This window comes from Thermithiobacillus plumbiphilus (assembly GCF_038070005.1).
Lineage (GTDB): Bacteria > Pseudomonadota > Gammaproteobacteria > Acidithiobacillales > Thermithiobacillaceae > JBBPCO01.
This window is the reverse complement of the sequence record NZ_JBBPCO010000012.1, coordinates 78,611-102,502: the sequence shown is the minus strand read 5'-3', so window position 1 is coordinate 102,502 and position 23,892 is coordinate 78,611. Positions and strand designations below refer to the sequence as shown.

At 58.5% G+C, this 23,892-nt stretch carries 30 protein-coding genes; all 30 read left to right on the top strand.

What is annotated here, in order from left to right:
- The first annotated feature begins 20 nt into the window (after nucleotides 1–20).
- Complete coding sequence (secE, locus tag WOB96_RS12225) at nucleotides 21–368, top strand: preprotein translocase subunit SecE (RefSeq protein WP_341371578.1); 348 nt, start codon at nucleotides 21–23, stop codon at nucleotides 366–368.
- A gap of 1 nt (nucleotide 369) precedes the next feature.
- Nucleotides 370–903 carry a transcription termination/antitermination protein NusG gene (gene nusG, locus WOB96_RS12220; protein ID WP_341371577.1) on the top strand — a complete coding sequence of 178 codons (534 nt, stop codon included), beginning with the start codon at nucleotides 370–372 and terminating at the stop codon, nucleotides 901–903.
- A 49-nt stretch (nucleotides 904–952) separates the two neighbouring features.
- Nucleotides 953–1,381 carry a 50S ribosomal protein L11 gene (gene rplK, locus WOB96_RS12215; RefSeq protein ID WP_341371576.1) on the top strand — a complete coding sequence of 143 codons (429 nt, stop codon included), beginning with the start codon at nucleotides 953–955 and terminating at the stop codon, nucleotides 1,379–1,381.
- Nucleotides 1,382–1,384: 3 nt separating this feature from the next.
- Complete coding sequence (gene rplA, locus WOB96_RS12210; protein ID WP_341371575.1) at nucleotides 1,385–2,080, top strand: 50S ribosomal protein L1; 696 nt, start codon at nucleotides 1,385–1,387, stop codon at nucleotides 2,078–2,080.
- Nucleotides 2,081–2,284: 204 nt separating this feature from the next.
- The gene (gene rplJ, locus WOB96_RS12205) at nucleotides 2,285–2,806 is read left to right on the top strand and encodes a 50S ribosomal protein L10 (RefSeq protein ID WP_341371574.1); all 522 of its coding nucleotides are present in this window, start codon (nucleotides 2,285–2,287) and stop codon (nucleotides 2,804–2,806) included.
- Between the two features lie 46 nt (nucleotides 2,807–2,852).
- On the top strand, nucleotides 2,853–3,236 hold the full coding sequence (gene rplL, locus WOB96_RS12200; RefSeq protein WP_341371573.1) for a 50S ribosomal protein L7/L12: 384 nt from the start codon (nucleotides 2,853–2,855) through the stop codon (nucleotides 3,234–3,236).
- A 119-nt stretch (nucleotides 3,237–3,355) separates the two neighbouring features.
- Nucleotides 3,356–7,444 carry a DNA-directed RNA polymerase subunit beta gene (gene rpoB, locus WOB96_RS12195; protein ID WP_341371572.1) on the top strand — a complete coding sequence of 1,363 codons (4,089 nt, stop codon included), beginning with the start codon at nucleotides 3,356–3,358 and terminating at the stop codon, nucleotides 7,442–7,444.
- Between the two features lie 147 nt (nucleotides 7,445–7,591).
- Nucleotides 7,592–11,764, top strand: coding sequence for a DNA-directed RNA polymerase subunit beta' (gene rpoC, locus WOB96_RS12190; protein ID WP_341371571.1), 4,173 nt, complete (start codon nucleotides 7,592–7,594; stop codon nucleotides 11,762–11,764).
- A 158-nt stretch (nucleotides 11,765–11,922) separates the two neighbouring features.
- Complete coding sequence (gene rpsL, locus WOB96_RS12185; RefSeq protein WP_341371570.1) at nucleotides 11,923–12,294, top strand: 30S ribosomal protein S12; 372 nt, start codon at nucleotides 11,923–11,925, stop codon at nucleotides 12,292–12,294.
- A gap of 26 nt (nucleotides 12,295–12,320) precedes the next feature.
- Nucleotides 12,321–12,791, top strand: a complete 471-nt coding sequence (rpsG, locus tag WOB96_RS12180) for a 30S ribosomal protein S7 (RefSeq protein ID WP_341371569.1) — start codon at nucleotides 12,321–12,323, stop codon at nucleotides 12,789–12,791.
- Between the two features lie 26 nt (nucleotides 12,792–12,817).
- Nucleotides 12,818–14,917: an elongation factor G gene (gene fusA, locus WOB96_RS12175; protein ID WP_341371568.1), complete on the top strand. Its 2,100-nt coding sequence runs from the start codon at nucleotides 12,818–12,820 to the stop codon at nucleotides 14,915–14,917.
- A 28-nt stretch (nucleotides 14,918–14,945) separates the two neighbouring features.
- A complete protein-coding gene (gene tuf / locus WOB96_RS12170; protein ID WP_341371567.1) occupies nucleotides 14,946–16,136 on the top strand; it encodes an elongation factor Tu in 1,191 nt (396 codons plus the stop codon).
- A gap of 10 nt (nucleotides 16,137–16,146) precedes the next feature.
- Nucleotides 16,147–16,455 carry a 30S ribosomal protein S10 gene (rpsJ, locus tag WOB96_RS12165; protein ID WP_341371566.1) on the top strand — a complete coding sequence of 103 codons (309 nt, stop codon included), beginning with the start codon at nucleotides 16,147–16,149 and terminating at the stop codon, nucleotides 16,453–16,455.
- Between the two features lie 30 nt (nucleotides 16,456–16,485).
- Nucleotides 16,486–17,121 carry a 50S ribosomal protein L3 gene (gene rplC / locus WOB96_RS12160; protein WP_341371565.1) on the top strand — a complete coding sequence of 212 codons (636 nt, stop codon included), beginning with the start codon at nucleotides 16,486–16,488 and terminating at the stop codon, nucleotides 17,119–17,121.
- A gap of 14 nt (nucleotides 17,122–17,135) precedes the next feature.
- Complete coding sequence (gene rplD, locus WOB96_RS12155; protein ID WP_341371564.1) at nucleotides 17,136–17,753, top strand: 50S ribosomal protein L4; 618 nt, start codon at nucleotides 17,136–17,138, stop codon at nucleotides 17,751–17,753.
- Nucleotides 17,750–18,046 carry a 50S ribosomal protein L23 gene (gene rplW, locus WOB96_RS12150; protein WP_341371563.1) on the top strand — a complete coding sequence of 99 codons (297 nt, stop codon included), beginning with the start codon at nucleotides 17,750–17,752 and terminating at the stop codon, nucleotides 18,044–18,046. Before rplD ends, rplW begins: the two co-directional genes overlap by 4 nt.
- 18 nt (nucleotides 18,047–18,064) lie before the next feature.
- Nucleotides 18,065–18,889 carry a 50S ribosomal protein L2 gene (gene rplB / locus WOB96_RS12145; protein WP_341371562.1) on the top strand — a complete coding sequence of 275 codons (825 nt, stop codon included), beginning with the start codon at nucleotides 18,065–18,067 and terminating at the stop codon, nucleotides 18,887–18,889.
- 14 nt (nucleotides 18,890–18,903) lie between these two features.
- Complete coding sequence (rpsS, locus tag WOB96_RS12140; RefSeq protein WP_341371561.1) at nucleotides 18,904–19,179, top strand: 30S ribosomal protein S19; 276 nt, start codon at nucleotides 18,904–18,906, stop codon at nucleotides 19,177–19,179.
- A 17-nt stretch (nucleotides 19,180–19,196) separates the two neighbouring features.
- Complete coding sequence (gene rplV / locus WOB96_RS12135; protein ID WP_341371560.1) at nucleotides 19,197–19,529, top strand: 50S ribosomal protein L22; 333 nt, start codon at nucleotides 19,197–19,199, stop codon at nucleotides 19,527–19,529.
- Between the two features lie 14 nt (nucleotides 19,530–19,543).
- On the top strand, nucleotides 19,544–20,215 hold the full coding sequence (gene rpsC, locus WOB96_RS12130) for a 30S ribosomal protein S3 (protein WP_341371559.1): 672 nt from the start codon (nucleotides 19,544–19,546) through the stop codon (nucleotides 20,213–20,215).
- Nucleotides 20,216–20,218: 3 nt separating this feature from the next.
- Nucleotides 20,219–20,635 (top strand): 50S ribosomal protein L16, encoded by a 417-nt coding sequence (gene rplP / locus WOB96_RS12125; protein WP_341371558.1) that lies wholly within the window; start codon nucleotides 20,219–20,221, stop codon nucleotides 20,633–20,635.
- The gene (gene rpmC / locus WOB96_RS12120; RefSeq protein ID WP_341371557.1) at nucleotides 20,632–20,814 is read left to right on the top strand and encodes a 50S ribosomal protein L29; all 183 of its coding nucleotides are present in this window, start codon (nucleotides 20,632–20,634) and stop codon (nucleotides 20,812–20,814) included. The genes rplP and rpmC overlap by 4 nt, the downstream gene beginning before the upstream one ends.
- 10 nt (nucleotides 20,815–20,824) lie before the next feature.
- Entirely contained in the window at nucleotides 20,825–21,082 is a 258-nt protein-coding gene (rpsQ, locus tag WOB96_RS12115; RefSeq protein WP_341371556.1) for a 30S ribosomal protein S17, read from the top strand.
- Nucleotides 21,083–21,110: 28 nt separating this feature from the next.
- Entirely contained in the window at nucleotides 21,111–21,479 is a 369-nt protein-coding gene (gene rplN / locus WOB96_RS12110; RefSeq protein WP_341371555.1) for a 50S ribosomal protein L14, read from the top strand.
- Nucleotides 21,480–21,491: 12 nt separating this feature from the next.
- Entirely contained in the window at nucleotides 21,492–21,812 is a 321-nt protein-coding gene (rplX, locus tag WOB96_RS12105; protein WP_341371554.1) for a 50S ribosomal protein L24, read from the top strand.
- 14 nt (nucleotides 21,813–21,826) lie between these two features.
- Nucleotides 21,827–22,369 (top strand): 50S ribosomal protein L5, encoded by a 543-nt coding sequence (rplE, locus tag WOB96_RS12100; protein WP_423229747.1) that lies wholly within the window; start codon nucleotides 21,827–21,829, stop codon nucleotides 22,367–22,369.
- Nucleotides 22,370–22,380: 11 nt separating this feature from the next.
- Entirely contained in the window at nucleotides 22,381–22,566 is a 186-nt protein-coding gene (locus tag WOB96_RS12095; RefSeq protein WP_423229746.1) for a type Z 30S ribosomal protein S14, read from the top strand.
- 10 nt (nucleotides 22,567–22,576) lie between these two features.
- Nucleotides 22,577–22,972 carry a 30S ribosomal protein S8 gene (rpsH, locus tag WOB96_RS12090; protein ID WP_341371553.1) on the top strand — a complete coding sequence of 132 codons (396 nt, stop codon included), beginning with the start codon at nucleotides 22,577–22,579 and terminating at the stop codon, nucleotides 22,970–22,972.
- A 17-nt stretch (nucleotides 22,973–22,989) separates the two neighbouring features.
- Nucleotides 22,990–23,517 carry a 50S ribosomal protein L6 gene (gene rplF, locus WOB96_RS12085; RefSeq protein WP_341371552.1) on the top strand — a complete coding sequence of 176 codons (528 nt, stop codon included), beginning with the start codon at nucleotides 22,990–22,992 and terminating at the stop codon, nucleotides 23,515–23,517.
- 9 nt (nucleotides 23,518–23,526) lie between these two features.
- Nucleotides 23,527–23,883 carry a 50S ribosomal protein L18 gene (gene rplR, locus WOB96_RS12080; RefSeq protein ID WP_341371551.1) on the top strand — a complete coding sequence of 119 codons (357 nt, stop codon included), beginning with the start codon at nucleotides 23,527–23,529 and terminating at the stop codon, nucleotides 23,881–23,883.
- The last annotated feature ends 9 nt before the right edge of the window (nucleotides 23,884–23,892 follow it).

The following is a 23,892-nucleotide window of genomic DNA, read 5'->3' as shown; positions in this document are numbered from 1 at the left end:
CAAAAGCAAGGCGCACGCCGATGTCTGAGCGGCAAAAAATGATCCTCGTCGGGGCCCTCGCCACGCTCGGGGTGCTAGCCTATTTTCTGATCCCATCCACCCAGCCTCTGGCACAGGTGGCGGCAGTTCTGGTAGGTGTATTCGCAGCAGCGGGCGTGTTTCTGACAAGCGAAAAAGGCCGTGGCAGCATTGTCTTTGTCCGGGAGGCCGTTGCCGAGGCGGGCAAGGTGGTCTGGCCATCCCGGAAAGAAGTGGTGCAAACCACTGGAGTCATCATGCTGATGGTCAGCGTGATCGCAATTTTCCTCTGGATGGTGGACTTCGGCCTGCTGTGGCTCGTCCAGCTCATCATGCGCCAGGAGAGCTAGCATGGCAAAGCGGTGGTATGTGGTCCAGGCTTATTCAGGCTTTGAGAAGCAGGTCAAGCGTTCCCTGGAAGAGCGGATCCGGCGAGAAGGCCTCGAAGACCTTTTTGGCGACATTCTGGTGCCCACCGAGGAAGTGGTGGAAATGCGCCAGGGTCAGAAGCGCAGCTCCGAGCGCAAGTTTTTCCCGGGCTACGTGCTGGTGCAAATGGAGCTGGACGAAAGCACCTGGCACATGGTGAAGGATACCCCCAAGGTGACCGGCTTTGTGGGTGGCTCAGTTGGGCGGCCGCATCCCTTGACCGAGAAGGAAGCCCAGGCAATCCTGCAGCAGGTCCAGGAGGGCGTGGAAAAACCGCGGCCCAAGATCAGCTTCGAAGTGGGAGAGTCTGTCCGGGTGGTGGATGGACCTTTCAAGGACTTCAATGGGTCCGTCGAAGAAGTGAATTACGAAAAGAACAAGGTACGGGTATCCGTCATGGTGTTTGGACGCTCCACGCCCGTGGAGCTGGATTTCGGACAGATTGAAAAGGTCTGAGCATATGGGGGAGTCGCAAGACGCCTGTACCCCGAACATGGAGTAAATCATGGCTAAGAAAATCATTGGTTACATCAAGCTGCAGATCAAGGCCGGACAGGCCAATCCCAGCCCGCCCGTAGGTCCTGCCCTGGGCCAGCGCGGACTGAACATCATGGAATTCTGCAAGGCCTTCAATGCGCGCACGCAGCACCTTGAGCCCGGCCTGCCGACCCCCGTGGTGATCACGGCGTATGCCGACAAGAGCTTTACCTTCGAGACCAAGACCCCGCCTGCATCCGTGCTGCTGAAGAAGGCCGCGGGAATCACCAGCGGCAGCAAGCGCCCAAATTCCGACAAGGTCGGCAAGGTGACGCGCGCCCAGGTCGAGGAGATTGCAAAGACAAAGATGCCCGATCTCAATGCCAATGAGCTGGAAGCAGCCATGCGCACGGTTGAAGGCACTGCCCGCAGCATGGGCCTGGTTGTGGAGGGTTAAGTCATGGCGAAGAAAGGTAAGCGGCTGCAATCGATGGAAGCCCAGCTGGAGCATGGCAAGCGCTATCCGCTGGAAGAGGCGCTGCCGCTGGTCAAAAACATGGCCAAGGCAAAGTTTGATGAATCCGTGGATGTGGCCATCAATCTCGGCGTGGATCCCCGCAAATCGGATCAGATGGTGCGCGGCTCGGTCGTATTGCCGAATGGCACAGGAAAGACCGTGCGCGTGGCAGTCTTTGCCGACGGCGACAAGGCCGCTGATGCCCGCGAGGCTGGCGCCGACATCGTCGGCCTGGATGATCTGGCGCAGCAGGTGCGTGACGGCAATCTCAACTTTGATGTCGTGATCGCAACGCCAGACACCATGCGCGTGGTGGGTCAGCTGGGACAGATCCTCGGTCCCCGTGGCCTGATGCCGAACCCGAAGGTGGGCACCGTCACGGCCGATGTGAAAACGGCGGTCAAGAACGCCAAGTCCGGTCAGGTTCAGTTCCGGGTGGACAAGGGTGGCATCATTCACTGCACCATCGGCAAGTCGTCCTTTGAACCGGCCGCCTTGCAGGAAAACCTGCTGGCTGTCGTGGATGCCTTGCGCAAGGCCAGGCCGGCCGCCAGCAAGGGTGTCTACTTCCGCAAGTTCACGGTCTCCAGCACCATGGGACCCGGCGTGATCGTCGACCACGCAGGATTTACAGCTTAAGCGAATTTCTCCAGGATGCCCGCCTGCAGTCAGGGCAGTATCTGGAGAAATGGGGACTGGTCACCTCCGGGTGGCCGGTGTCTAAGACCGCAGGGGAGCCGGTGTCCCGGCTCTTAATCGGATGGTCGCCCTGCGTAGACGGTGTGGTCCGGCAAGGTTTCGTCCTGCCGCCGGACCCGCCGGTCATGAGGAGGTGAGATTCAAGTGAGTCTGAATCTTGAGCAGAAAAAGGCGGTTATAGCCGAAGTGCAGTCGCAGCTTGAAGGCGCGCAGGCGGTGGTCTTTGCCGAATATCGGGGACTCACTGTGTCCGACCTGACCCGCTTGCGTACTACTGGCCGTGCCCAGAACGTCTCCATGCGGGTGGTCAAGAACACGCTGATGCATCGGGCTGTCGAAGGCACGCCTTTTGCGGTGGTCCAGGACCAGTTGAAAGGGCCTTTGCTATTCAGCAGCAGTCCCGATCCGGTGGCGCTGGCCAAGGTCTTGTCCGACTTCGCCAGGACCAATGACCGCCTGGTGATCACGGTGGGTGCCCTGGGAAGCAGCCTGCTGGATGCGCAGCGTGTCGCGCAACTGGCCAAAATGCCAAGCCGCGAAGAGCTGCTGGCCCGGCTCATGGGCACAATGCAGGCGCCGATCTCGACCTTCGTCCGTACCCTCAACGAAGTGCCGGCGCGCTTCGTACGTACGGTCGCAGCCGTGCGGGACCAGAAAGCTGCCTGATCGCACGCTATTCCAAACCTTTTAATTTATTTTCAGGAGTTGAATCATGGCCGTTTCCAAAGCCGAAATTCTGGATGCAATCGCTGGTATGACCGTTCTTGAGCTCTCCGAGCTGATCAAGGACATGGAAGAAAAGTTTGGCGTTTCCGCTGCTGCCGTAGCCGTGGCTGGTCCTGCCGCCGCCGGTGCTGGTGAGGCCGCCCCTGCCGTTGAGGAAAAGACTGAGTTTGACGTCATTCTCACTGCTGCTGGCGACAACAAGGTCAACGCCATCAAGGTGGTGCGGGCGATCACCGGCCTGGGCCTCAAGGAAGCCAAGGATCTGGTTGAAGCCGCGCCCAAGGCTGTCAAGGAAGGTGTGGCCAAGGACGAAGCTGAAAAGATCAAGGCCCAGCTGGTCGAAGCCGGCGCTTCTGCTGAAGTCAAGTAACCTTACAGGTTACCTGCTGTAACGGCTGGTGGCGATTTCGCCACCAGCCGATCCCTATTTCTGGAAACATCTCCCTGCTAGGCCGGACAGCACTGGCCCTTAGCTACTCTGGAGCATTCATGGCATATTCCTTTACTGAGAAAAAGCGCATTCGCAAGGACTTCGGCAAAAGGCAGACCATTCTTCAGGTGCCTTACCTGCTGGCGACCCAGGTCGATTCCTATCGGCAATTCCTGCAGCCGGATGTGCCGCCCTTGGAACGGGAAGACCTAGGCTTGCAGGCTGCTTTCAAATCGGTCTTTCCCATGGAAAGCTATTCGGGAAACGCCGTGCTTGAATATGTTTCCTACCGCCTGGAAGAACCTCCTTTCGACGTGAAGGAGTGTCAGCAGCGGGGACTTACTTATCACGCACCCATCAAGGTGAAGCTGCGACTGGCCCTTTACGAGAAGGATGAGGGCACAGGTACGCGCCGTGTACGTGATATCAAGGAGCAGGAAGTCTACATGGGGGAAATCCCCCTGATGACGGAAAACGGCACCTTCGTCGTGAATGGCACCGAGCGTGTGATCGTGTCACAGCTCCATCGTTCTCCGGGCGTGTTCTTCGACCACGACCGCGGCAAGACCCATTCTTCCGGCAAGCTGTTGTTCAATGCCCGCATCATTCCCTACCGCGGTTCCTGGCTGGATTTCGAGTTCGATCCCAAGGATCTGCTCTACGTCCGCATCGACCGCCGCCGCAAGTTGCCGGCCACCACGCTGTTGCGCGCCCTGGGTTATTCCTCGGGCGAGATACTCGACATGTTCTTTGAAAAGGAACAGTTCCGCATCGACGCGAAGCAGGTGCGCTACACCCTCGTGCCCGAGAGACTGCGGGGCGAGATGGCCGAATTCGATCTGGTCAATCCCCAGACCGGCGAAGTGCTGGTCCCTGCCGGTCGCCGGATCACCGCCCGCCACGTTCGCCAGATGGCGGAGGTGGGACTCCAGGAAATCGTCGTGCCGGATGAGTTCCTGGCTGGCCGCACCGTGGCGCATGATGTCATCGATCCGCGTACCGGCGAGTTCTTGCTGTATGCCAACGATCCGATCACCGCTGATGCGCTCGAAGCCTTGCGCAGCGCGGGCATCGAGACCGTCCAGACGCTCTACGTGAACGAACTGGATCATGGCCCGTTCATGTCGGAAACCCTGCGCGCCGACACCACGCGAGATCCGCTGGAAGCCCAGATCGAGATCTACCGGATGATGCGCCCGGGTGAACCGCCGACACGCGACGCCGCGCAGACCCTGTTCCAGAACCTGTTCTTCAATGCCGATCGCTATGATCTGTCCGCGGTCGGGCGCATGAAGTTCAACCGCCGGGTCGGACGCCAGGAGATCACCGGTTCCGGCGTGCTGAGCAAGGATGACATCATCGATGTGATGAAAGTGCTCATTGCCCTGAAAAACGGCAATGGTGAGATTGACGACATCGATCATCTCGGCAACCGGCGCGTCCGCTCCGTGGGTGAACTGGCGGAAAACCAGTTCCGGGTCGGGTTGGTGCGTGTCGAGCGCGCGGTCAAGGAGCGCCTGGCCCTGGCCGAGAGCGAAGGCCTGATGCCGCAGGAGCTGATCAACGCCAAGCCGGTTTCAGCCGTGGTCAAGGAGTTCTTCGGCTCCAGCCAGCTGTCGCAGTTCATGGACCAGACCAACCCGCTGTCGGAAGTGACGCACAAGCGCCGTGTTTCTGCCCTCGGTCCTGGTGGTCTGACCCGTGAGCGCGCCGGCTTTGAAGTCCGCGACGTGCATCCAACCCACTATGGCCGCATCTGCCCGATCGAAACGCCGGAAGGCCCGAACATCGGTCTGATCAACAGTCTGTCCACCTATGCCCGGACCAATGAGTACGGTTTCCTGGAAACCCCATATCGCAAGATCGTGGATCGGCAGGTGACGGATGAGATCGTCTATCTGTCGGCGATCGAGGAGGGCGACTATGTCATTGCCCAGGCCAACTCCACGCTGGATGAAAATGGCCAGCTGGTCGACGAATTGGTGTCCTGCCGGCATCACAACGAATTCACCCTGTCGGCGCCGGAACGGGTGCAGTTCATGGACATCTCGCCGAAGCAGATCGTCTCGGTGGCGGCCAGCCTGATCCCGTTCCTGGAGCATGACGACGCGAACCGCGCGCTGATGGGTTCGAACATGCAGCGCCAGGCGGTGCCGACGCTGCGTACCCAGGCGCCTCTGGTCGGCACCGGCATGGAAAAGCCGGTGGCCATCGATTCGGGCGTGACCGTGGTGGCGCGTCGTGGCGGCATGGTGGACAGCGTGGACGCCGGCCGCATCGTGGTGCGCGTCAATGACGAGGAAACCGCGCCGGACGAGCCGGGCGTGGACATCTACAACCTCATCAAGTACACGCGTTCCAACCAGAACACCAACATCAATCAGCGCCCCATCGTCAGGGTCGGTGACGTGGTGGCCCGGGGCGACGTGCTGGCCGATGGCCCAAGCACGGAGCTTGGTGAGCTGGCGCTGGGTCAGAACGTCCTGGTCGCCTTCATGCCCTGGAACGGCTACAACTTCGAGGACTCCATCCTGATTTCGGAGCGCGTGGTGGCGGATGATCGCTTCACCACCATCCACGTCGAGGAATACTCGGTATTCGCCCGCGATACCAAGCTCGGTTCCGAGGAGATCACGCGCGACATTCCGAATGTCAGCGAGGCCAATCTGCGCAATCTCGACGAGTCCGGCATTGTCTATATCGGTGCTGAAGTCGAAGCCGGTGACATCCTGGTCGGCAAGGTCACGCCCAAGGGCGAGTCACAACTGACGCCCGAGGAGAAGCTGTTGCGCGCCATCTTTGGCGAGAAGGCTTCGGACGTGAAGGACAGCTCCCTACGCATGCCGGCGGGCCTGTCGGGCACGGTCATCGACGTCCAGGTCTTTACCCGTGATGGCGTCGACAAGGATGCCCGTGCCAAGCAGATCGAGAATGCCGAGCTGGCCCGTATCAAGAAGGATCTGAACGACCAGTTCCGCATCGTCGAGGAAGACACCTTCCAGCGCATCGAGAAACTCCTGACCGGCAAGATCGCCGAGGGCGGTCCGGGCGAGATCGACGCGGGCGGCAAGATCACCAGGGTCTACCTCAAGTCCGTGCCGCGTTCCCGCTGGTTCGAGATCCGCTTGCGCAGCGAGGAGGTCAATGAGCAGCTTGAATTGATCCGTGCCCAGCTCGAGGAACAGCGCCTGCGTCTGGATCAGAACCTGGAGGAAAAGCGCAAGAAACTGCTTTCCGGTGATGAGCTGTCGCCCGGCGTCCTGAAGATGGTGAAGGTCTACGTGGCCATCCGTCGTCGCCTGCAGCCCGGTGATAAGATGGCCGGCCGCCACGGCAACAAGGGCGTGGTGTCACGCATCGTGCCAGTCGAGGACATGCCCTTCCTGGAGGATGGCACCCCGGCGGACATCGTGCTCAATCCACTCGGCGTGCCGTCGCGCATGAACGTCGGTCAGATCCTGGAAACGCATCTGGGCTGGGCGGCCAAGGGCTTGGGCGAGCGCATCAATCAGATGTTGCAGGCCAGGCGCGCCGTGGAGGAAATCCGCGGTTTCCTGGAGCAGATCTACAACTTCTCCGGAAACAAGGAGCGCCTCGATGAGTTCAGCGATGAGGAAATTCTCAACCTGAGCGCCAATCTTCGCAATGGCGTGCCGATGGCAACCCCGGTGTTCGACGGTGCCGATGAGGCCGAAATCAAGCACCTGCTGAAGCTGGCCGGATTGCCGGAAAGCGGTCAGACCACCCTGTATGATGGTCGCACTGGCGAGCCCTTCGATCGCAAGGTCACCGTGGGCTACATGTACATGCTCAAGCTCCATCACCTGGTGGATGACAAGATGCATGCCCGATCCACCGGTCCGTACTCCCTGGTCACCCAGCAGCCGCTGGGCGGCAAGGCGCAGTTCGGTGGACAGCGTTTCGGTGAAATGGAAGTCTGGGCCCTGCAGGCCTACGGCGCTGCCTACACCCTGCAGGAAATGCTGACGGTGAAGTCCGATGACGTGACCGGGCGGACCAAGATGTATGAATCCATCGTCAAGGGTGATTACCGCATGGAAGCTGGCATGCCGGAGTCCTTCAATGTGCTTTTGAAGGAACTGCGCTCGCTGGGAATAGATATCGAACTGGAACAGCTGGAAAAGTAAGACTGGAAACTGACCCCCCGAAAGGGGGGAATCTAAATCCGTCTGCTCCGTCTAAGGCTTTATCGCCTCGGGACGGAGAGCCGCGAGGCAAGAGATTGGCGATGCAGCAGTCATCGTCAACGCTGACCCACATTGGGGAGATAGACTTTGAAAGACTTACTGAATCTGTTCAAGCAGCCCGGTGCACAGGAAGAGTTCGATGCAATCCGCATCGGGCTCGCATCCCCGGACAAGATCCGCTCATGGTCCTATGGTGAGGTCAAGAAACCCGAAACCATCAACTACCGAACCTTCAAGCCGGAGCGGGACGGCCTGTTCTGCGCCAAGATCTTTGGCCCTGTAAAAGATTACGAATGTCTGTGCGGTAAATACAAGCGTCTCAAGCACCGGGGCGTCATCTGCGAGAAGTGCGGCGTCGAAGTCACGCTCTCCAAGGTCAGGCGTGACCGGATGGGCCATATCGAGCTGGCCAGCCCGGTGGCGCACATCTGGTTCCTGAAGTCCCTGCCCAGTCGCATGGGCATGATTCTGGACATGCCGCTGCGTGACATCGAGCGCGTGCTCTACTTCGAGGCCTATGTCGTCATCGAGCCAGGCATGACGGCGCTGGAGGCCCGGCAGATCCTGACCGAGGATCAGTACCTCGACGCCCTGGAAGAGTACGGTGACGAGTTCGTCGCCAAGATGGGTGCCGAGGCGGTCCGCGACCTGCTGCGTGCGATCCATGTCGAGAAGGAGGCCGCGAGCATCCGTGAGGAGCTGGGGAATACCGGCTCTGACACCAAGATCAAGAAATTCGGCAAGCGTTTGAAGATCCTGGAAGCCTTTGGCGAGTCCGGCAATCGTCCCGAGTGGATGGTGCTCGAGGTCCTGCCGGTGTTGCCGCCGGACCTGCGTCCCCTGGTGCCGCTGGATGGTGGTCGCTTTGCCACCTCGGACCTGAACGACCTCTACCGGCGCGTGATCAACCGCAACAATCGCCTCAAGCGGCTGCTGGAGCTGAAGGCGCCGGACATCATCGTGCGCAATGAAAAGCGCATGCTGCAGGAATCCGTGGACGCCCTGCTGGACAATGGCCGTCGCGGACGTGCCATCTCCGGGGCCAACAAGCGGCCGCTGAAATCCCTTGCCGACATGATCAAGGGCAAGCAGGGCCGTTTCCGTCAGAACCTGCTCGGCAAGCGCGTGGACTACTCCGGCCGTTCCGTGATCGTGGTCGGTCCGCAGTTGCGTCTGCATCAGTGCGGCCTGCCCAAGAAGATGGCACTGGAACTGTTCAAGCCCTTCATCTTCAACAAGCTCGAACTGCGTGGCCTGGCCACGACCATCAAGGCTGCCAAGAAGATGGTCGAGCAGGAACGTCCGGAGGTCTGGGACATCCTTGAAGAGGTCATCCGTGAGCATCCGGTGCTGCTCAACCGTGCGCCGACCCTGCATCGACTGGGTATCCAGGCCTTCGAGCCGGTCCTGATCGAGGGCAAGGCCATCCAGCTGCATCCGCTGGTCTGCGCTGCCTACAACGCCGACTTCGACGGCGACCAGATGGCCGTGCACGTGCCCCTCTCGCTGGAAGCCCAGCTCGAAGCGCGCACGCTGATGATGTCGACCAACAACGTGCTGTCACCAGCCAATGGCGAGCCGATCATCGTCCCGTCGCAGGACATCGTGCTGGGTCTCTATTACATGACCCGCGATCGCGTCAACGCGCGGGGCGAAGGGCGGCTCTTCAGCGATGTGCGTGACCTGCGCCTGGCCTATGATATCGGCCAACTGGAACTGCATGCCCGCATTCAGGTGCGCATCCGAGGCAAGCGCGAGCAGACCACGGTCGGAAGGGCGCTACTGGCGGACATCCTGCCGGAAGGCCTGCCCTTCAGCATTCTCAACCGTACCCTGAAGAAGAAGGGCATCGGTGAGCTGATCAATGCCTGCTATCGCGGCGTTGGCCTGAAGGAAACCGTCGTCTTCGCCGACCAGCTGATGTATACCGGTTTCAGCTATGCCACGAGGGCCGGAATCTCCTTTGGCGCGGATGACATGGTCACGCCCAAGGAGAAGGTGGACATCCTTGCCCGTGCCGAGGAGGAGGTCAAGGCCATCGAAGGACAGTACGCCAGCGGTCTCGTGACCCAGGGCGAACGCTACAACAAGGTCGTCGATATCTGGTCCCGCACCACCGATCAGGTGGCCAAGGCCATGATGGACAAGCTCAGCACGGAAATCGTGGTGGACGCCACCGGCAAACAGGTCGAACAGGAGTCCTTCAACTCCATCTACATGATGGCGGATTCCGGTGCTCGTGGTTCAGCCCAGCAGATCCGGCAGCTCTCGGGGATGCGCGGGCTGATGGCCAAGCCGGACGGCTCCATCATCGAAACCCCGATTACCGCGAACTTCCGAGAAGGCCTGAACGTACTGCAGTACTTCATCTCGACGCATGGCGCGCGAAAGGGTCTGGCGGATACGGCCCTGAAAACCGCCAACTCTGGTTACCTGACCCGCCGTCTGGTGGACGTGACCCAGGACCTGGTGGTGGTCGAGCATGACTGCGGTGCAACCAACGGCCTGCTCATGAACCCCCTGGTGGAAGGCGGCGAAGTGATCGAACCCCTGCGCGAGCGGGTACTCGGCCGGGTGACGCTGGAGGAAATCCTGCATCCCAATACCGGGGAGGGGGTCGTGCCGGCCAACACCATGCTCGATGAAAGCAAGGTCAAGCTTCTCGACGAATTGGGCGTCGATCAGCTCCGCGTACGCTCGCCGCTCACCTGTCGTTCAAAGCATGGCGTATGCGCCCTCTGCTATGGACGTGATCTCGGGCGCGGACACCTGGTCAATGCCGGCGAAGCCGTGGGCGTGATCGCCGCGCAGAGTATCGGCGAGCCGGGTACCCAGCTGACCATGCGTACCTTCCATATCGGCGGCGCTGCAAGCCGGGCTGCGGCACAAAGCACCATCGAGGTGAAGCAGGGGGGCGCAACGCGCTTCCAGAACCTGCGATTCGTGAAACATCCCAGCGGCAGGAACATCGTGGTGGGCCGCAATGGTGAACTGAGCATCTCGGATGAGCAGGGGCGCGAGAAGGAACGCTACAAGATCCCTTATGGCGCCAACATCCTGGTCAACGAAGGGGATACCGTCACGGCAGGCCAGACGATTGCCACCTGGGATCCGTACACGCACCCCATCATCAGTGAGGTCGAGGGTACCATCGCCTTCCAGAGCTTCGTGGATGGTGTGACGGTCAATGCGCATGTGGATGAAATCACCGGCCTGTCCACACTGGTCGTCAGTGATCCCAAGCAGCGTGGTCAGCAAGGGCGTGATCTGCGCCCGGTGATCATCCTGCAGGATGACCAGGGCAATGAGCTGCATATGCCAGGTACCGAGATTCCGGCACGCTACTTCCTGCCGCCGGGGGCCATCGTGACCGTCAAGGAAAATGATGTCATTGCGGCTGGCGACGTCGTCGCGCGCATTCCGCAGGAGACTTCCAAGACCCGCGACATCACCGGTGGTCTGCCACGGGTGGCCGAACTGTTCGAGGCGCGCCGTCCCAAGGACTTTGCCATCATTGCCGAGCATGAAGGCATCATCAGCTTTGGCAAGGATACCAAGGGCAAGCAGCGGCTGATCATTACCGATGAGCATGGGGAGCAGCATGAATACCTCATCCCCAAGGGGCGCCATGTCACGGTGTTCGAAGGTGAGCACGTGAACCGCGGCGAGCAGCTGGTCGAAGGGCAGCCGGTGCCGCACGACATCCTGCGCGTGCTCGGGGTGGAATCGCTCGCCCGCTACATTGTGGATGAGGTCCAGGACGTTTACCGCCTGCAGGGTGTGAAGATCAATGACAAGCACATCGAGGTGATCGTGCGGCAGATGCTGCGCAAGGTCGAGGTCCTGGATGGCGGGGAAACGATCCTGCTGAAAGGCGAGCAGCTTGACCGCACCCGTGCGGAAGAGGAGAACGAAAGGGTTATCGCTGAAGGCAAGCAGCCAGCGGTGCTGGAGCCCGTTCTGCTCGGCATCACCAAGGCCAGCCTGTCGACGGAATCCTTCATCTCCGCGGCAAGCTTCCAGGAGACCACCCGGGTGCTGACCGAAGCCGCCGTATCCGGCAGAATGGATGCGCTGCGTGGTCTCAAGGAAAACGTCATCGTCGGTCGCCTGATACCTGCCGGAACAGGGCTCGCTTATCACGAGCATCGCCGGAAGCAGCGGGTGAAGCCCTTGCCGGGAGAGCTGGGATCCTCAGCGCAGGAAACCAGCCAGGAAGGACAATCCGAGATGATCGGTTCCATTGCGGCCGAGAAATAAGGACGAGAATTGGGCCGGCCTGCGGGCCGGCCTTTATTTTTAAGGGTTTTCCTTGACAGAAAACCGCTTCCCTCCTAGAATTCGCCCTCTTAACAGGGCGCCGGCCAGTAGTTTTCTACTGTATGCCCAATCAACACAGATCTGTGGAGACGTAATTCATGCCAACAATCAATCAGCTGGTTCGTAACCCGCGTACCAAGGTCAAGGAAAAGAGCAAGGTTCCGGCGCTGGAAGCAAACCCGCAAAAGCGCGGTGTGTGTACCCGCGTTTACACGACGACCCCTAAAAAACCCAATTCAGCGTTGCGTAAGGTTGCACGTGTGCGCCTGACCAATGGCTTTGAGGTCAGCAGCTATATTCCGGGCGAAGGTCACAACCTTCAGGAGCACTCGGTAGTCCTGATCCGCGGTGGACGCGTCAAGGATCTGCCAGGCGTCCGGTATCACATCGTGCGCGGCAGCCTGGATACGGCTGGCGTGAAGAATCGCAAGCAGGCGCGCTCGAAATATGGCGCCAAGCGGCCGAAGTAAGCCAAGAATTCTCGAAGGAGTAAAGTATGCCGAGACGTCGTGAAGTCCCCAAGCGCCAGATTCTTCCTGATCCGAAGTACAAGGACGAAATGCTGGCCAAATTTGCCAATAACCTGATGAGGGATGGCAAGAAGAGCGTAGCCGAAAAAATCGTCTATGGTGCCCTGGATCGTGTCGCCGCGCGCGGCAAGGAAGACCCCATTGCCCTCTTTCGCCAGGCCCTGGACAACATCCGTCCCATGGTGGAAGTGAAAAGCCGTCGTGTCGGTGGTGCAACCTATCAGGTGCCCGTCGAAGTGCGCTCACAGCGCCGCACGGCCTTGGCGATGCGCTGGCTCGTGGACTCCGCACGCAAGCGTTCGGAAAAGTCCATGGGTGAACGTTTGGCGGCCGAATTGATCGAAGCGTCTGAAAACCGCGGCAATGCGGTCAGAAAGCGCGAAGAAACTCACAGGATGGCAGAGGCCAACAAGGCCTTCTCCCATTACCGCTGGTAAAAACCCAGGATTTAAAGGATTCAGGCGTGGCACGTACAACTCCTATCGAGCGTTACCGGAATATCGGGATCATGGCTCACATCGACGCCGGTAAAACGACGACGACCGAGCGCATTCTTTTTTACACGGGTGTCTCGCACAAGATCGGCGAGGTTCATGAGGGCGCGGCCACCATGGACTGGATGGAACAGGAGCAGGAACGTGGCATCACCATCACGTCTGCGGCTACCACCTGCTTCTGGAAGGGCATGGATGGCAAGTTGCCCGAGCACCGGATCAATATCATTGACACGCCGGGTCACGTGGATTTCACCATCGAGGTGGAGCGATCGCTGCGCGTGCTAGACGGTGCCTGCGCGGTGTTCTGCGCGGTTGGCGGCGTGCAGCCCCAGTCGGAAACGGTCTGGCGCCAGGCGAACAAATATGGCGTGCCACGCATCGCCTTCGTCAACAAGATGGATCGTTCCGGTGCCGATTTCGGTCGCGTGGTCAAGCAGATCCGGGAGCGCCTGCGCGGCAATCCGGTGCCAATCCAGCTCCCGATCGGCGCTGAGGACAACTTCGAAGGTGTGATCGACCTGCTCAAGATGAAGGCGATCTACTGGGATGATGCCAGTCAGGGCGTGCGTTTCGAGGAGCGCGAAATCGCGGCTGACATGCGGGAGCAGGCTGAAAGTGCCCGCCAGTTCATGGTCGAAGCTGCCGCTGAGAGCAACGAAGAACTCATGATGCGCTACCTCGAAGGCGAGGAGCTGAGCGACGAGGAAATCAAGAGTGCGCTGCGCGAGGGAACGATAGCGGGTGCGCTGGTGCCGGTACTTTGCGGTTCCGCCTTCAAGAACAAGGGCGTGCAGGCCATGCTCGACGCGGTTGTCGATTATCTGCCTGCGCCGGCGGACGTGTCGGCAGTGAAGGGCACGCAGCCGGATACTGGCGAGGAAGAATCGAGGCTACCTGTTGATGAGGAGCCCTTCTCCGCGCTGGCTTTCAAGATCGCCACCGACCCGTTCGTGGGCCAGCTGACCTTCTTTCGCGTCTACTCCGGTGTGCTTGAGGCTGGCACCCAGGTGTTGATCCCGAGCAAGGGCCAGAAGGAGCGCATTGGCCGTCTGCTGCAGATGCACGCCAATGAGCGCAAGGAAATCAAGGAAGTTCGCGCCGGTGACATCGCTGCAGCCGTGGGGCTCAAGGGTGTCGTGACAGGTGAGACGCTCTGTGATCTCGGCAAGCCGATTTCGCTGGAAAGCATGGAATTCCCGGAGCCGGTGATTCACGTTGCGGTGGAGCCGAAAACCAAGAGCGACCAGGAAAAGATGGGGCTCGCGCTGGGCAAGCTGGCCCAGGAAGATCCTTCATTCCGGGTGCGGACCGATCAGGAGTCCGGGCAGACCATCATCTCCGGCATGGGCGAGTTGCATCTCGAAATCATTGTCGATCGCATGAAGCGCGAATTCGGCGTTGAAGCCAATGTGGGTGCGCCACAGGTCGCATACCGTGAAACGATCCGCAAAACCGTCGAGCAGGAAGGCAAGTTCGTGCGCCAGTCCGGTGGTCGTGGGCAATATGGCCATGTCTGGTTGAGATTGTCGCCACGGGAACCGGGCGAAGGTTTCGTGTTCGAAAATGCGGTGGTTGGCGGTACCGTGCCGAAGGAATTCATCGCGCCGACGCAGAAAGGTGTTGAAGAAGCGCTCAATAATGGTATTATAGCGGGCTTTCCCGTGGTCGACGTAAAGGTAACCATCTTTGATGGTTCCTACCATGAAGTCGATTCATCGGAAGCCGCCTTTAAGATCGCAGGCTCCATGGCGTTCAAGGATGGTGCCAAAAAGGCAAATCCGGTACTCCTGGAACCTGTATTCTCCGTCGAGGTCGTAACGCCTGAAGACTACATGGGCGACATCATCGGCGATTTGAATTCCCGTCGTGGCATGATTCTGGGCATGGATGATGAGGCTGGCGCCAAGGTCATCCGGGCTGAAGTTCCCTTGGCGGAAATGTTTGGGTATGCCACCACGGTACGCTCCTTGTCACAAGGCCGGGCAACCTACACGATGGAATTCAAGAAATATCTCGAGGTCCCGGCGCATGTCGCCGAGACAATTGTACAGAAGAGCCAACGTTAACAGTATTCCGCAATCGGAGGTTTGAGCCGTGGCCAAGGGAAAGTTTGAGCGCACGAAGCCGCATGTAAATGTAGGGACGATTGGTCACGTGGACCATGGGAAGACCACGCTGACGGCGGCGTTGACGAAGGTGCTGTCCACGAAGTTTGGTGGGGAGTTCCGGGATTACAGTCAGATTGACAATGCGCCGGAAGAGCGGGAGCGCGGGATCACGATTGCGACCTCGCACGTGGAATATGAAACGCAGGCGCGGCACTATGCGCACGTGGATTGCCCGGGTCACGCGGACTACGTCAAGAACATGATCACCGGAGCGGCGCAGATGGACGGCGCGATCCTGGTGGTGAGTGCGGCGGATGGCCCGATGCCGCAGACGCGCGAGCACATTCTGCTGGCCCGTCAGGTGGGCGTGCCCTACATTGTCGTGTTCCTGAACAAGGCCGACATGGTGGACGACGCCGAGCTGCTGGAGCTGGTGGAGATGGAAGTGCGCGAGCTGCTGGACAAGTATGAATTCCCGGGCGACGACACCCCGGTGATCACGGGTTCGGCGCTCAAGGCCCTGGAAGGGGATCAGAGCGAGATTGGCGAGCCGGCGATTTTCAAGCTTGCCGATGCGCTGGACAGCTACATCCCGCAGCCCGAGCGCGCCATCGACAAGCCGTTTTTGATGCCGGTGGAAGACGTGTTCTCCATTTCCGGGCGTGGCACCGTGGTGACCGGACGCGTGGAGCGCGGCATCATCAAGGTGGGTGATGAAATCGAGATCGTCGGCATGCGTCCGACCACCAAGACCACCATCACCGGTGTGGAGATGTTCCGCAAGCTGCTGGATCAGGGCCAGGCGGGCGACAACATCGGCGCGCTGCTGCGCGGCACCAAGAAAGACGACGTCGAGCGAGGCCAGGTGCTGGCCAAGCCCGGTTCCATCAAGCCGCATACCCGCTTTGAAGCCGAGGTGTACGTGCTGTCGAAGGAAGAGGGTGGGCGTCACACGCCGTTTTTCAATGGCTACCGGCCGCAGTTCTACTTCCGCACCACGGACGTGACGGGTGCCTGCGAGCTGCCCTCGGGGGTGGAGATGGTGATGCCGGGTGACAACGTCAAGATGAACGTGACCCTGATCGCCCCGATCGCCATGGAAGAAGGCCTGCGCTTCGCTATCCGCGAAGGCGGCCGCACCGTTGGCGCCGGCGTCGTCGCCAAGATCGTGGAGTAAGGCAAATAATATGGAAAGCTCGAAGATTCGCATCCGGCTCAAATCCTTTGATCACCGGATACTTGACGCCTCGGCGGCTGAGATTGTCGACACGGCGAAACGTACGGGTGCCCGCGTGCATGGCCCCATTCCGCTCCCGACCAAGATCGAGCGATTTACCGTGCTCCGTTCGCCCCATGTAAACAAGAAATCTCGTGATCAATTCGAGATCCGCACCCATAAGCGGATCCTCGATATCCTCGAGCCCACGGACAAAACTGTCGATGCGCTGATCAAGCTTGATCTGGCAGCTGGGGTCGATGTCGAGATCAAGCTCTAAGTCCGGGAAGCGGAATCAAAGGACAGGAAAATGAGTATTGGATTAGTAGGACGCAAGCTGGGGATGACACGGGTCGTGCAGGACAATGGCGCATCGGTAGGCGTCACGGTCCTTGAGGTGACCCCGAATCGCATTGCCCAGGTCAAGACACCGGCGGTCGATGGATACACTGCCATTCAGGTGACCTTTGGTGAACGGCGCCCGCAGCGCGTCACCAAGCCCATGGCCGGGCACTTCGCCAAGGCCGGAATTCAGGCCGGCCGTTCGCTGCGTGAGTTCACCGTGGATGATGTCACGGCTTTTCAAGCCGGGGCTGATCTGACGCTTGAGATTTTCGAGGCCGGGCAGATGGTGGATGTCAGCGCCATCAGCAAGGGCAAGGGATTTGCCGGGGCCATCAAGCGCCACAATTTCAGCAGCAACAGGGCCACCCACGGTAACAGCCTTTCGCATCGCGCACCTGGTTCCATCGGTAACCGCCAGACCCCCGGTCGTGTTTTCAAGGGCAAGCGCATGGCTGGCCAGCTTGGTGCCGAGCGCGTCACCATGCAGAACCTGGAAATCATTCGCGTTGATATGGATCGTAACCTCCTCCTCGTAAAAGGCGCGGTGCCTGGCTCCAAGGGTGCCGACGTGGAGATCCGTCCCGCTGTCAAAGCGCGTTAGGCAGGAAATCTATCATGCAAGTTACCGTCTTCAATACAAACAAAGAGTCAGTAGGCCAGTGCAATCTCTCGGATGAGATCTTCACGACTGCCTACAATGAGCCTCTGGTTCATCAGGTGGTGACGGCCTATATGGCCGGTGGCCGGGCCGGCACCGTAGCCCAGAAGAATCGTGCGGCAGTCCGCGGCGGCGGGAAAAAGCCCTGGAAGCAAAAGGGTACGGGCCGCGCCCGCGCTGGTACCATCCGCAGTCCGATCTGGCGTGGCGGTGGCAGGACCTTCGCAGCCCAGCCCCGGTCCTATGTTCAGAAGGTCAACAGGAAGATGTACGCCGGCGCAATGCGTTCGGTGCTTGCCGAACTGTTGCGGATCGAGCGCCTGACCATCGTGGAAAGCATTGACCTGGAAGCACCCAGGACAAAACTGGGCAAGCAACTCCTCAATTTGCTTGGTGGCGATGACACGCTGATCATCAGCAACAATCCCACCGAGAACCTTTACCTTGGCTTGCGCAACCTGCCCCGTGTGGGCCTGCTGGATGTGCCTGCCATGAATCCGGTCGACCTCCTGCGCTACGAGCGGGTGGTGATGACGCGCGAAGCAGCTGAGAGCCTCGAGGAGATGCTGGGATGAATCCGGAGCGCAAATATCTGGTACTGCGGTCACCCCTGATCAGCGAAAAGGCGACCAGGGTGGCGGAAAAGCACAATCAGTTCGTATTCAAGGTCACCACGGACGCTACCAAGCTTGAGATCAAGAAGGCCGTTGAAAGCCTTTTCGAGGTCAAGGTGAAGGCTGTCCAGACCGCTAACTGCAAAGGAAAGGTCAAGCGCTTCGGTCGCCATGTGGGGCGTCGCAGTGACTGGAAGAAAGCCTATGTTTGCTTGGATGCCGACCAAAATCTTGAGCTGGTGTCAGGCGCCTAAGTCGCAAAGGAAACTTAAATGGCCCTAATCAATGTAAAACCGACTTCAGCGGGTGCCCGCTTCGTCGTCAAGCTGCAAAGCCCCGAACTTCACAAGGGTAAGCCGCATGCCGCACTCCTGGAGCGCAAGAATCGCTCTTCCGGCCGGAACAACAATGGCCGCATTACGACCCGCCGCCGTGGCGGTGGTCATAAGCAGCATTATCGTGTCGTTGACTTCAAGCGTGACAAGCTGAACATCCCTGGGCTTGTCGAACGTCTGGAATACGACCCGAACCGCAGCGCTCATCTGGCGCTGGTGAAGTATGCGGATGGTGAGCGCCGCTACATCATTGCTGCCAAGGGCCTGGTTGTCGGCATGGAGGTCATCTCCAGCGAGCAGGCGCCAATCAAGGTGGGCAACTGCCTGCCCCTGCGCTACATACCGGTTGGTGCGCAGGTGCACAACATCGAGATGCGTCCTGGAAAGGGTGCTCAGATTGCTCGATCTGCCGGTGCGAGCTCGCAGCTCATGGCCCGCGAGGGTGAATATGCCCTCATCCGCATGCGCTCTGGCGAGGTTCGCAAGGTAAGCATCAATTGCCGGGCGGTAATCGGAGAAGTTGGCAACGCCGAGCACTCATCCAGGTCACTGGGGAAAGCGGGTGCGAGCCGCTGGCGCGGTGTCCGTCCCTCCGTCCGCGGTGTTGCCATGAATCCGGTAGACCACCCGCATGGTGGTGGTGAGGGCCGTACCTCCGGTGGCCGTCACCCGGTCAGTCCCTGGGGCCAGCCTACGAAGGGTTACCGTACCCGCAGGAACAAGCGGACGAGCGGCATGATTGTTCGCCGGCGCAAAGCTTAATCAGAGGAGCTAAAGTGGCACGTTCAATAAAGAAAGGTCCCTTTGTAGATGGCCATCTCATGAAAAAGGTCCTGGCTGCCGCGAACGAAAGTTCAAAGCGGCCAATAAAGACCTGGTCACGGCGTTCGACCATCACCCCGGAGTTCATTGGCTTTACCTTTTCAGTGCACAACGGTAGGCAGCATGTGCCGGTCAGCATCAATGAGAACATGGTAGGCCATAAGCTGGGTGAATTCGTCCCAACCCGGACTTTCAAAGGACATGCGGCCGACAAGAAGGCCAAGCGATAAGCTTAAGGAGTAAATGAATGGAAGCGTCGGCATATCTCAGGGGATTTCGCATTTCCCCGCAGAAGGCCCGGTTGGTGGCTGATCAGGTGCGCGGACTGAAAGTCGAGCGAGCCATCGAGTTGCTGGTTTATAGCAATAAAAAAGCAGCTTTGCCGATCAGGAAGTGTCTTGAATCAGCAATTGCCAATGCTGAACACAATGCGGGCGCCGACGTGGACTCACTGGTTGTGGCCAAGATCTGTGTGGATGAAGGTCCTGTACTGAAGCGTTTTCATGCCAGGGCGAAAGGCCGGGGGACTCGAATTCTCAAGCGTACGAGTCATTTTAGTATCACCGTAGCCGAGAAATAGGGTACGAGGAAAACATGGGACAAAAAGTTAATCCTGTCGGCATTCGCGTTGGCATCATCAAGGACTGGAGCTCCCGCTGGTATGGGAAGCATGACTTTGCTGACAAGCTGAATGAAGATATTGCCGTTCGGGAATTCATAAGCAAGCGTCTTGCGGGTGCATCGGTTTCCAACATCACCATCGAGCGCCCCGCCCGAAATGCCAGAATAACCATACATACTGCTCGACCGGGCATCGTGATTGGCAAGAAAGGCGAAGACATCGATCGTCTGCGCAAGGATGTTCAGGCTCGGATGGGGGTGCCCGTTCACCTGAATATCGAGGAAATCCGCAAGCCGGAACTCGATGCCAAACTGGTGGCCGAAAGTGTTGCCCAGCAGCTTGAGCGCCGGATCATGTTCCGTCGCGCCATGAAGCGGGCGGTCACCAATGCCATGCGCCTGGGCGCCCTTGGCATGAAAATCAACTGCGCCGGACGCCTGGGTGGCGCCGAGATTGCCCGAACTGAGTGGTACAGGGAGGGTCGGGTTCCGCTTCACACACTACGCGCCGATATCGACTATGGTGTTGCAGAAGCTAAAACCACCTATGGCATCATTGGGGTGAAGGTCTGGATCTTTAAGGGTGAAATCCTTGATCTGGAGGCGAACCGTACTGCCTCTGGTAAGGATAAACAGCAAGGTTAAACCATGTTACAGCCGAAACGCACCAAATTCAGAAAACAGCATAAAGGGCGCAATCGCGGTATCGCCGATCGTGGTAGCAAGGTCAGCTTTGGCGAGTTTGGCCTCAAGGCCACCACCCGTGGTCGCCTTACAGCCAGGCAGATTGAAGCCGCGCGCCGCGCCTTGACCAGGCATATCAAGCGTGGTGGGCGGGTCTGGATCCGCGTTTTCCCGGACAAGCCCATCAGCAAGAAACCTGCTGAAGTTCGTATGGGCAAGGGCAAGGGCAGCCCTGAATACTGGGTTGCTCTGGTGCAACCTGGCAAGGTCATCTATGAAATGGATGGCGTCAGCGAGGAAATTGCCCGGGAAGCCTTTGCGCTCGCCGCAGCCAAGCTGCCCGTTCTTACCACCTTTGTAACGCGTCAGGTGATGGGATGAATACTAATGAACTTCGCGGGAAATCTGGTGATGCGCTGCAGCAGGAACTCATCAGCCTGCTCGACGAGCAATTCAAGCTTCGTATGCAGCATGCCTCGGCTCAGCTTCAGAACACTGCGCGGCTTCGGGCTGTCCGGCGCGATATTGCGCGCGTAAGAACACTAATCCGCGAAAAGTGAGTTTTTAGCCATGGCGACAGAGACCGGAAACAGGACGGTTGTTGGAAAGGTTGTGAGCAACAAGATGGATCAGACCATCGTTGTTCTCATCGAACGGCAGATCCAGCACCCGATCTACAAAAAGTATATTCGCCGATCTAACAAGATCCACGCTCATGATGAGGGTAACCTCTGTCAGGAGGGTGACGAGGTTATGGTCGAGGCATGCAGGCCTCTTTCCAAAACCAAGTTCTGGCGTCTAGTGAAAGTTTTGAACAAGGCCACTTAGGTCTGCGCTCTGAGTAAGGAGAGTTGCCATGATTCAAATGCAAAGCAGGCTCAGTGTCGCAGATAACAGCGGTGCGCGCGAGGTGATGTGCATCAAGGTGCTTGGTGGATCACATCGCCGTTATGCTGGGATTGGCGACATCATCAAGGTGTCTGTCAAGGATGCTGCGCCCCGGGGAAAGGTCAAGAAAGGTGACGTTTATAATGCTGTGGTGGTTCGCACCTGCCATGGTATTCGTCGCGAGGATGGCTCGGTGATCCGTTTCGACGGAAATGCCGCAGTCCTGTTGAACAACCAGCTTCAGCCAATTGGAACTCGTATCTTCGGCCCTGTTACGCGTGAACTGCGTACTGGCAACTTCATGAAGATCATTTCCCTGGCCCCTGAAGTTCTTTAGGTCGGGTGGTTTATGGAAAAGATTCGTAAAGGTGATGAAGTCATCGTTTTGACTGGCAAGGACAAGGGCAAGCGTGGATCGGTGCTCAGGGTGCTGCCGGATCGCAACAGGGTACTGGTCGAGCATGTGAATGTCGTGAAAAGGCATACGAAACCTAATCCGCATCAAGGTGTGGCGGGTGGGATCGTCGAGAAGGAAGCCTCCATTCACGTCTCTAATGTCGCTCTATACAATCCGGTCTCGGGTAAGGCCGACCGGGTGGGCTTTCGCATCCTGGATGATGGCCGCAAGGTACGTGTATTCAAATCCAGCGGCGAAGTCGTAGATATATAAATTAGGATTTTACCATGCAAGCTCGTATGCAGTCCCTCTATCGGGATAATATCGCTCCGGCTCTGATGAAGGAATTCGGTTTCCGGAACGTTATGGAAGTTCCACGGCTGGAAAAAATAACCCTGAATATGGGTGTCGGTGAAGCGGTCGCTGACAAGAAGGTTCTGGACGCTGCACTGAACGACATGCGTCAGATCGCTGGCCAGCAGCCTGTGGTCACCAAGGCTCGCAAATCGGTTGCTGCCTTCAAGATTCGCGAGGGTTATCCGGTCGGATGCAAGGTCACCTTGCGTGGCAGCAGGATGTATGAGTTTCTCGACCGTCTGGTCAGTATTGCCATACCGCGTATTCGGGATTTCCGGGGGTTGTCTCCCAAGTCTTTTGATGGCCGCGGCAACTACAGTTTTGGCGTCAAGGAGCAGATCATCTTTACCGAGATTGATTACGACAAGATCGATCAGATTCGCGGTATGGATATCATCATTAGCACTACAGCCAAAACTGATGAGGAAGGCCGTGCTCTTTTAAAGGCTTTCAAGCTTCCATTCAGGGCTTAACGGAGATCAACGTGGCAAAGACATCTTTGATTGTAAAGGCCAGCAGGCCACAGAAATTTGCGGTGCGCAACTATACTCGCTGCCGGGAATGCGGTCGCGTACATGCGGTCTATCGTAAATTCGGGCTTTGCAGGCTCTGTGTTCGCAAACATGCCATGGCTGGTGAGATTCCAGGCATGGTCAAGGCAAGCTGGTAGGAGAAACGACATGAGTGTAACTGATCCTATCGCTGATATGCTGACTCGCATCCGGAATGCTCAGCGGGCCCAGAAAGCCAGCGTCGACATGCCTCATTCCAAACAGAAAGAGGCGATCGCTCAGGTGCTTCTGGATGAGGGTTTCATCGAGGCGTTTCAAAAGAATGACCATGATGGCCTGCCACGCCTTCATATATCCTTGAAATACTATGCGGGCAGGGCTGTCATCGAGGAAATCTCGCGAGTGAGCCGTCCCGGGCTTCGACAGTATCGTGGAAATTCTGATCTGCCGAAAGTCAAGGCCGGGTATGGCATTGCCATTGTTTCTACTTCTAAAGGCGTGATGACTGATCGTGCTGCCCGGGAAGCGGGCATTGGCGGTGAGGTCCTCTGCTTCGTTTCCTAATCGGGTTAGGTGATCAAATGTCACGGGTTGCGAAAAAGCCGGTAGTATTGCCACAGGGGGTGGATGTTCAGGCCTCTTCTGGAAAGATTACCGTAAAGGGCAGTAAGGGTACGCTGGAAACTGATCTGAGTGCCGATGTCTCTGTCCAGGTATTGGATGGAGAGGTGGTGATCAGCGCAAAGAATGACTCTGCCTGGGCCATGGCGGGCACGACGCGTGCACTGCTGCAGAATATGGTGACCGGGGTAAGTCAGGGATTTGAGCGCAAACTTGAGATTGTCGGCGTCGGATACCGTGCTCAGGCGCGTGGCAATGTGCTAGGACTGACTTTGGGGTTTTCCCATCCCGTCGACTTTCCGGTACCGCAGGGGATTACCATCGAAACCCCCACCCAGACCGAAGTGCTGATCAAGGGTATAGACCGTCAACAGGTCGGGCAGGTTGCCGCGAATATCCGTGCATATCGTCCGCCGGAACCCTACAAGGGTAAAGGTATCCGCTATTCCGGCGAGCAGATCGTTCGCAAGGAAGCGAAAAAGAAATAAGGATTAGTCATGTTAAGCAAGAGATATTCCCGGCTCAGGCGAGCCAAGCGTACCCGCGCCAAGATCAAGGAACTCAAGCAGGTAAGGCTCTGCGTGTTTCGTTCCAGCAAGCATATCTATGCCCAGATCATCGATGATGCACAGGGTCGCGTTCTGGCCCAGGCATCTTCGTTGGAAGCCGAGGTCCGTCAGGATCTTGCCAGCGGTGGCAATGTTTCTGCTGCCAGCAGGATCGGCCAGAGACTGGCGGAAAAGGCTACTGCCCTGGGAATCGGTTCTGTGGCTTTTGATCGTAGTGGTTATAAATATCACGGTCGCATCAAGGCCCTTGCTGATGCTGCTCGCGAGCACGGCCTGAAGTTCTAAGGAGAGAGT

Excerpts from the sequence above, each read along its gene's own strand:
- secE (WP_341371578.1), top strand. The coding sequence starts at position 21 with ATGTCTGAGCGGCAAAAAATGATCCTCGTCGGGGCCCTCGCCACGCTC.
- nusG (WP_341371577.1), top strand. The coding sequence starts at position 370 with ATGGCAAAGCGGTGGTATGTGGTCCAGGCTTATTCAGGCTTTGAGAAG.
- rplK (WP_341371576.1), top strand. The coding sequence starts at position 953 with ATGGCTAAGAAAATCATTGGTTACATCAAGCTGCAGATCAAGGCCGGA.
- rplA (WP_341371575.1), top strand. The coding sequence starts at position 1,385 with ATGGCGAAGAAAGGTAAGCGGCTGCAATCGATGGAAGCCCAGCTGGAG.
- rplL (WP_341371573.1), top strand. The coding sequence starts at position 2,853 with ATGGCCGTTTCCAAAGCCGAAATTCTGGATGCAATCGCTGGTATGACC.
- rpoB (WP_341371572.1), top strand. The coding sequence starts at position 3,356 with ATGGCATATTCCTTTACTGAGAAAAAGCGCATTCGCAAGGACTTCGGC.
- rpsL (WP_341371570.1), top strand. The coding sequence starts at position 11,923 with ATGCCAACAATCAATCAGCTGGTTCGTAACCCGCGTACCAAGGTCAAG.
- rpsG (WP_341371569.1), top strand. The coding sequence starts at position 12,321 with ATGCCGAGACGTCGTGAAGTCCCCAAGCGCCAGATTCTTCCTGATCCG.
- rpsJ (WP_341371566.1), top strand. The coding sequence starts at position 16,147 with ATGGAAAGCTCGAAGATTCGCATCCGGCTCAAATCCTTTGATCACCGG.
- rplC (WP_341371565.1), top strand. The coding sequence starts at position 16,486 with ATGAGTATTGGATTAGTAGGACGCAAGCTGGGGATGACACGGGTCGTG.
- rplD (WP_341371564.1), top strand. The coding sequence starts at position 17,136 with ATGCAAGTTACCGTCTTCAATACAAACAAAGAGTCAGTAGGCCAGTGC.
- rplW (WP_341371563.1), top strand. The coding sequence starts at position 17,750 with ATGAATCCGGAGCGCAAATATCTGGTACTGCGGTCACCCCTGATCAGC.
- rplB (WP_341371562.1), top strand. The coding sequence starts at position 18,065 with ATGGCCCTAATCAATGTAAAACCGACTTCAGCGGGTGCCCGCTTCGTC.
- rplV (WP_341371560.1), top strand. The coding sequence starts at position 19,197 with ATGGAAGCGTCGGCATATCTCAGGGGATTTCGCATTTCCCCGCAGAAG.
- rpsC (WP_341371559.1), top strand. The coding sequence starts at position 19,544 with ATGGGACAAAAAGTTAATCCTGTCGGCATTCGCGTTGGCATCATCAAG.
- rplP (WP_341371558.1), top strand. The coding sequence starts at position 20,219 with ATGTTACAGCCGAAACGCACCAAATTCAGAAAACAGCATAAAGGGCGC.
- rpmC (WP_341371557.1), top strand. The coding sequence starts at position 20,632 with ATGAATACTAATGAACTTCGCGGGAAATCTGGTGATGCGCTGCAGCAG.
- rpsQ (WP_341371556.1), top strand. The coding sequence starts at position 20,825 with ATGGCGACAGAGACCGGAAACAGGACGGTTGTTGGAAAGGTTGTGAGC.
- rplN (WP_341371555.1), top strand. The coding sequence starts at position 21,111 with ATGATTCAAATGCAAAGCAGGCTCAGTGTCGCAGATAACAGCGGTGCG.
- rplX (WP_341371554.1), top strand. The coding sequence starts at position 21,492 with ATGGAAAAGATTCGTAAAGGTGATGAAGTCATCGTTTTGACTGGCAAG.
- rplE (WP_423229747.1), top strand. The coding sequence starts at position 21,827 with ATGCAAGCTCGTATGCAGTCCCTCTATCGGGATAATATCGCTCCGGCT.
- rpsH (WP_341371553.1), top strand. The coding sequence starts at position 22,577 with ATGAGTGTAACTGATCCTATCGCTGATATGCTGACTCGCATCCGGAAT.
- rplF (WP_341371552.1), top strand. The coding sequence starts at position 22,990 with ATGTCACGGGTTGCGAAAAAGCCGGTAGTATTGCCACAGGGGGTGGAT.
- rplR (WP_341371551.1), top strand. The coding sequence starts at position 23,527 with ATGTTAAGCAAGAGATATTCCCGGCTCAGGCGAGCCAAGCGTACCCGC.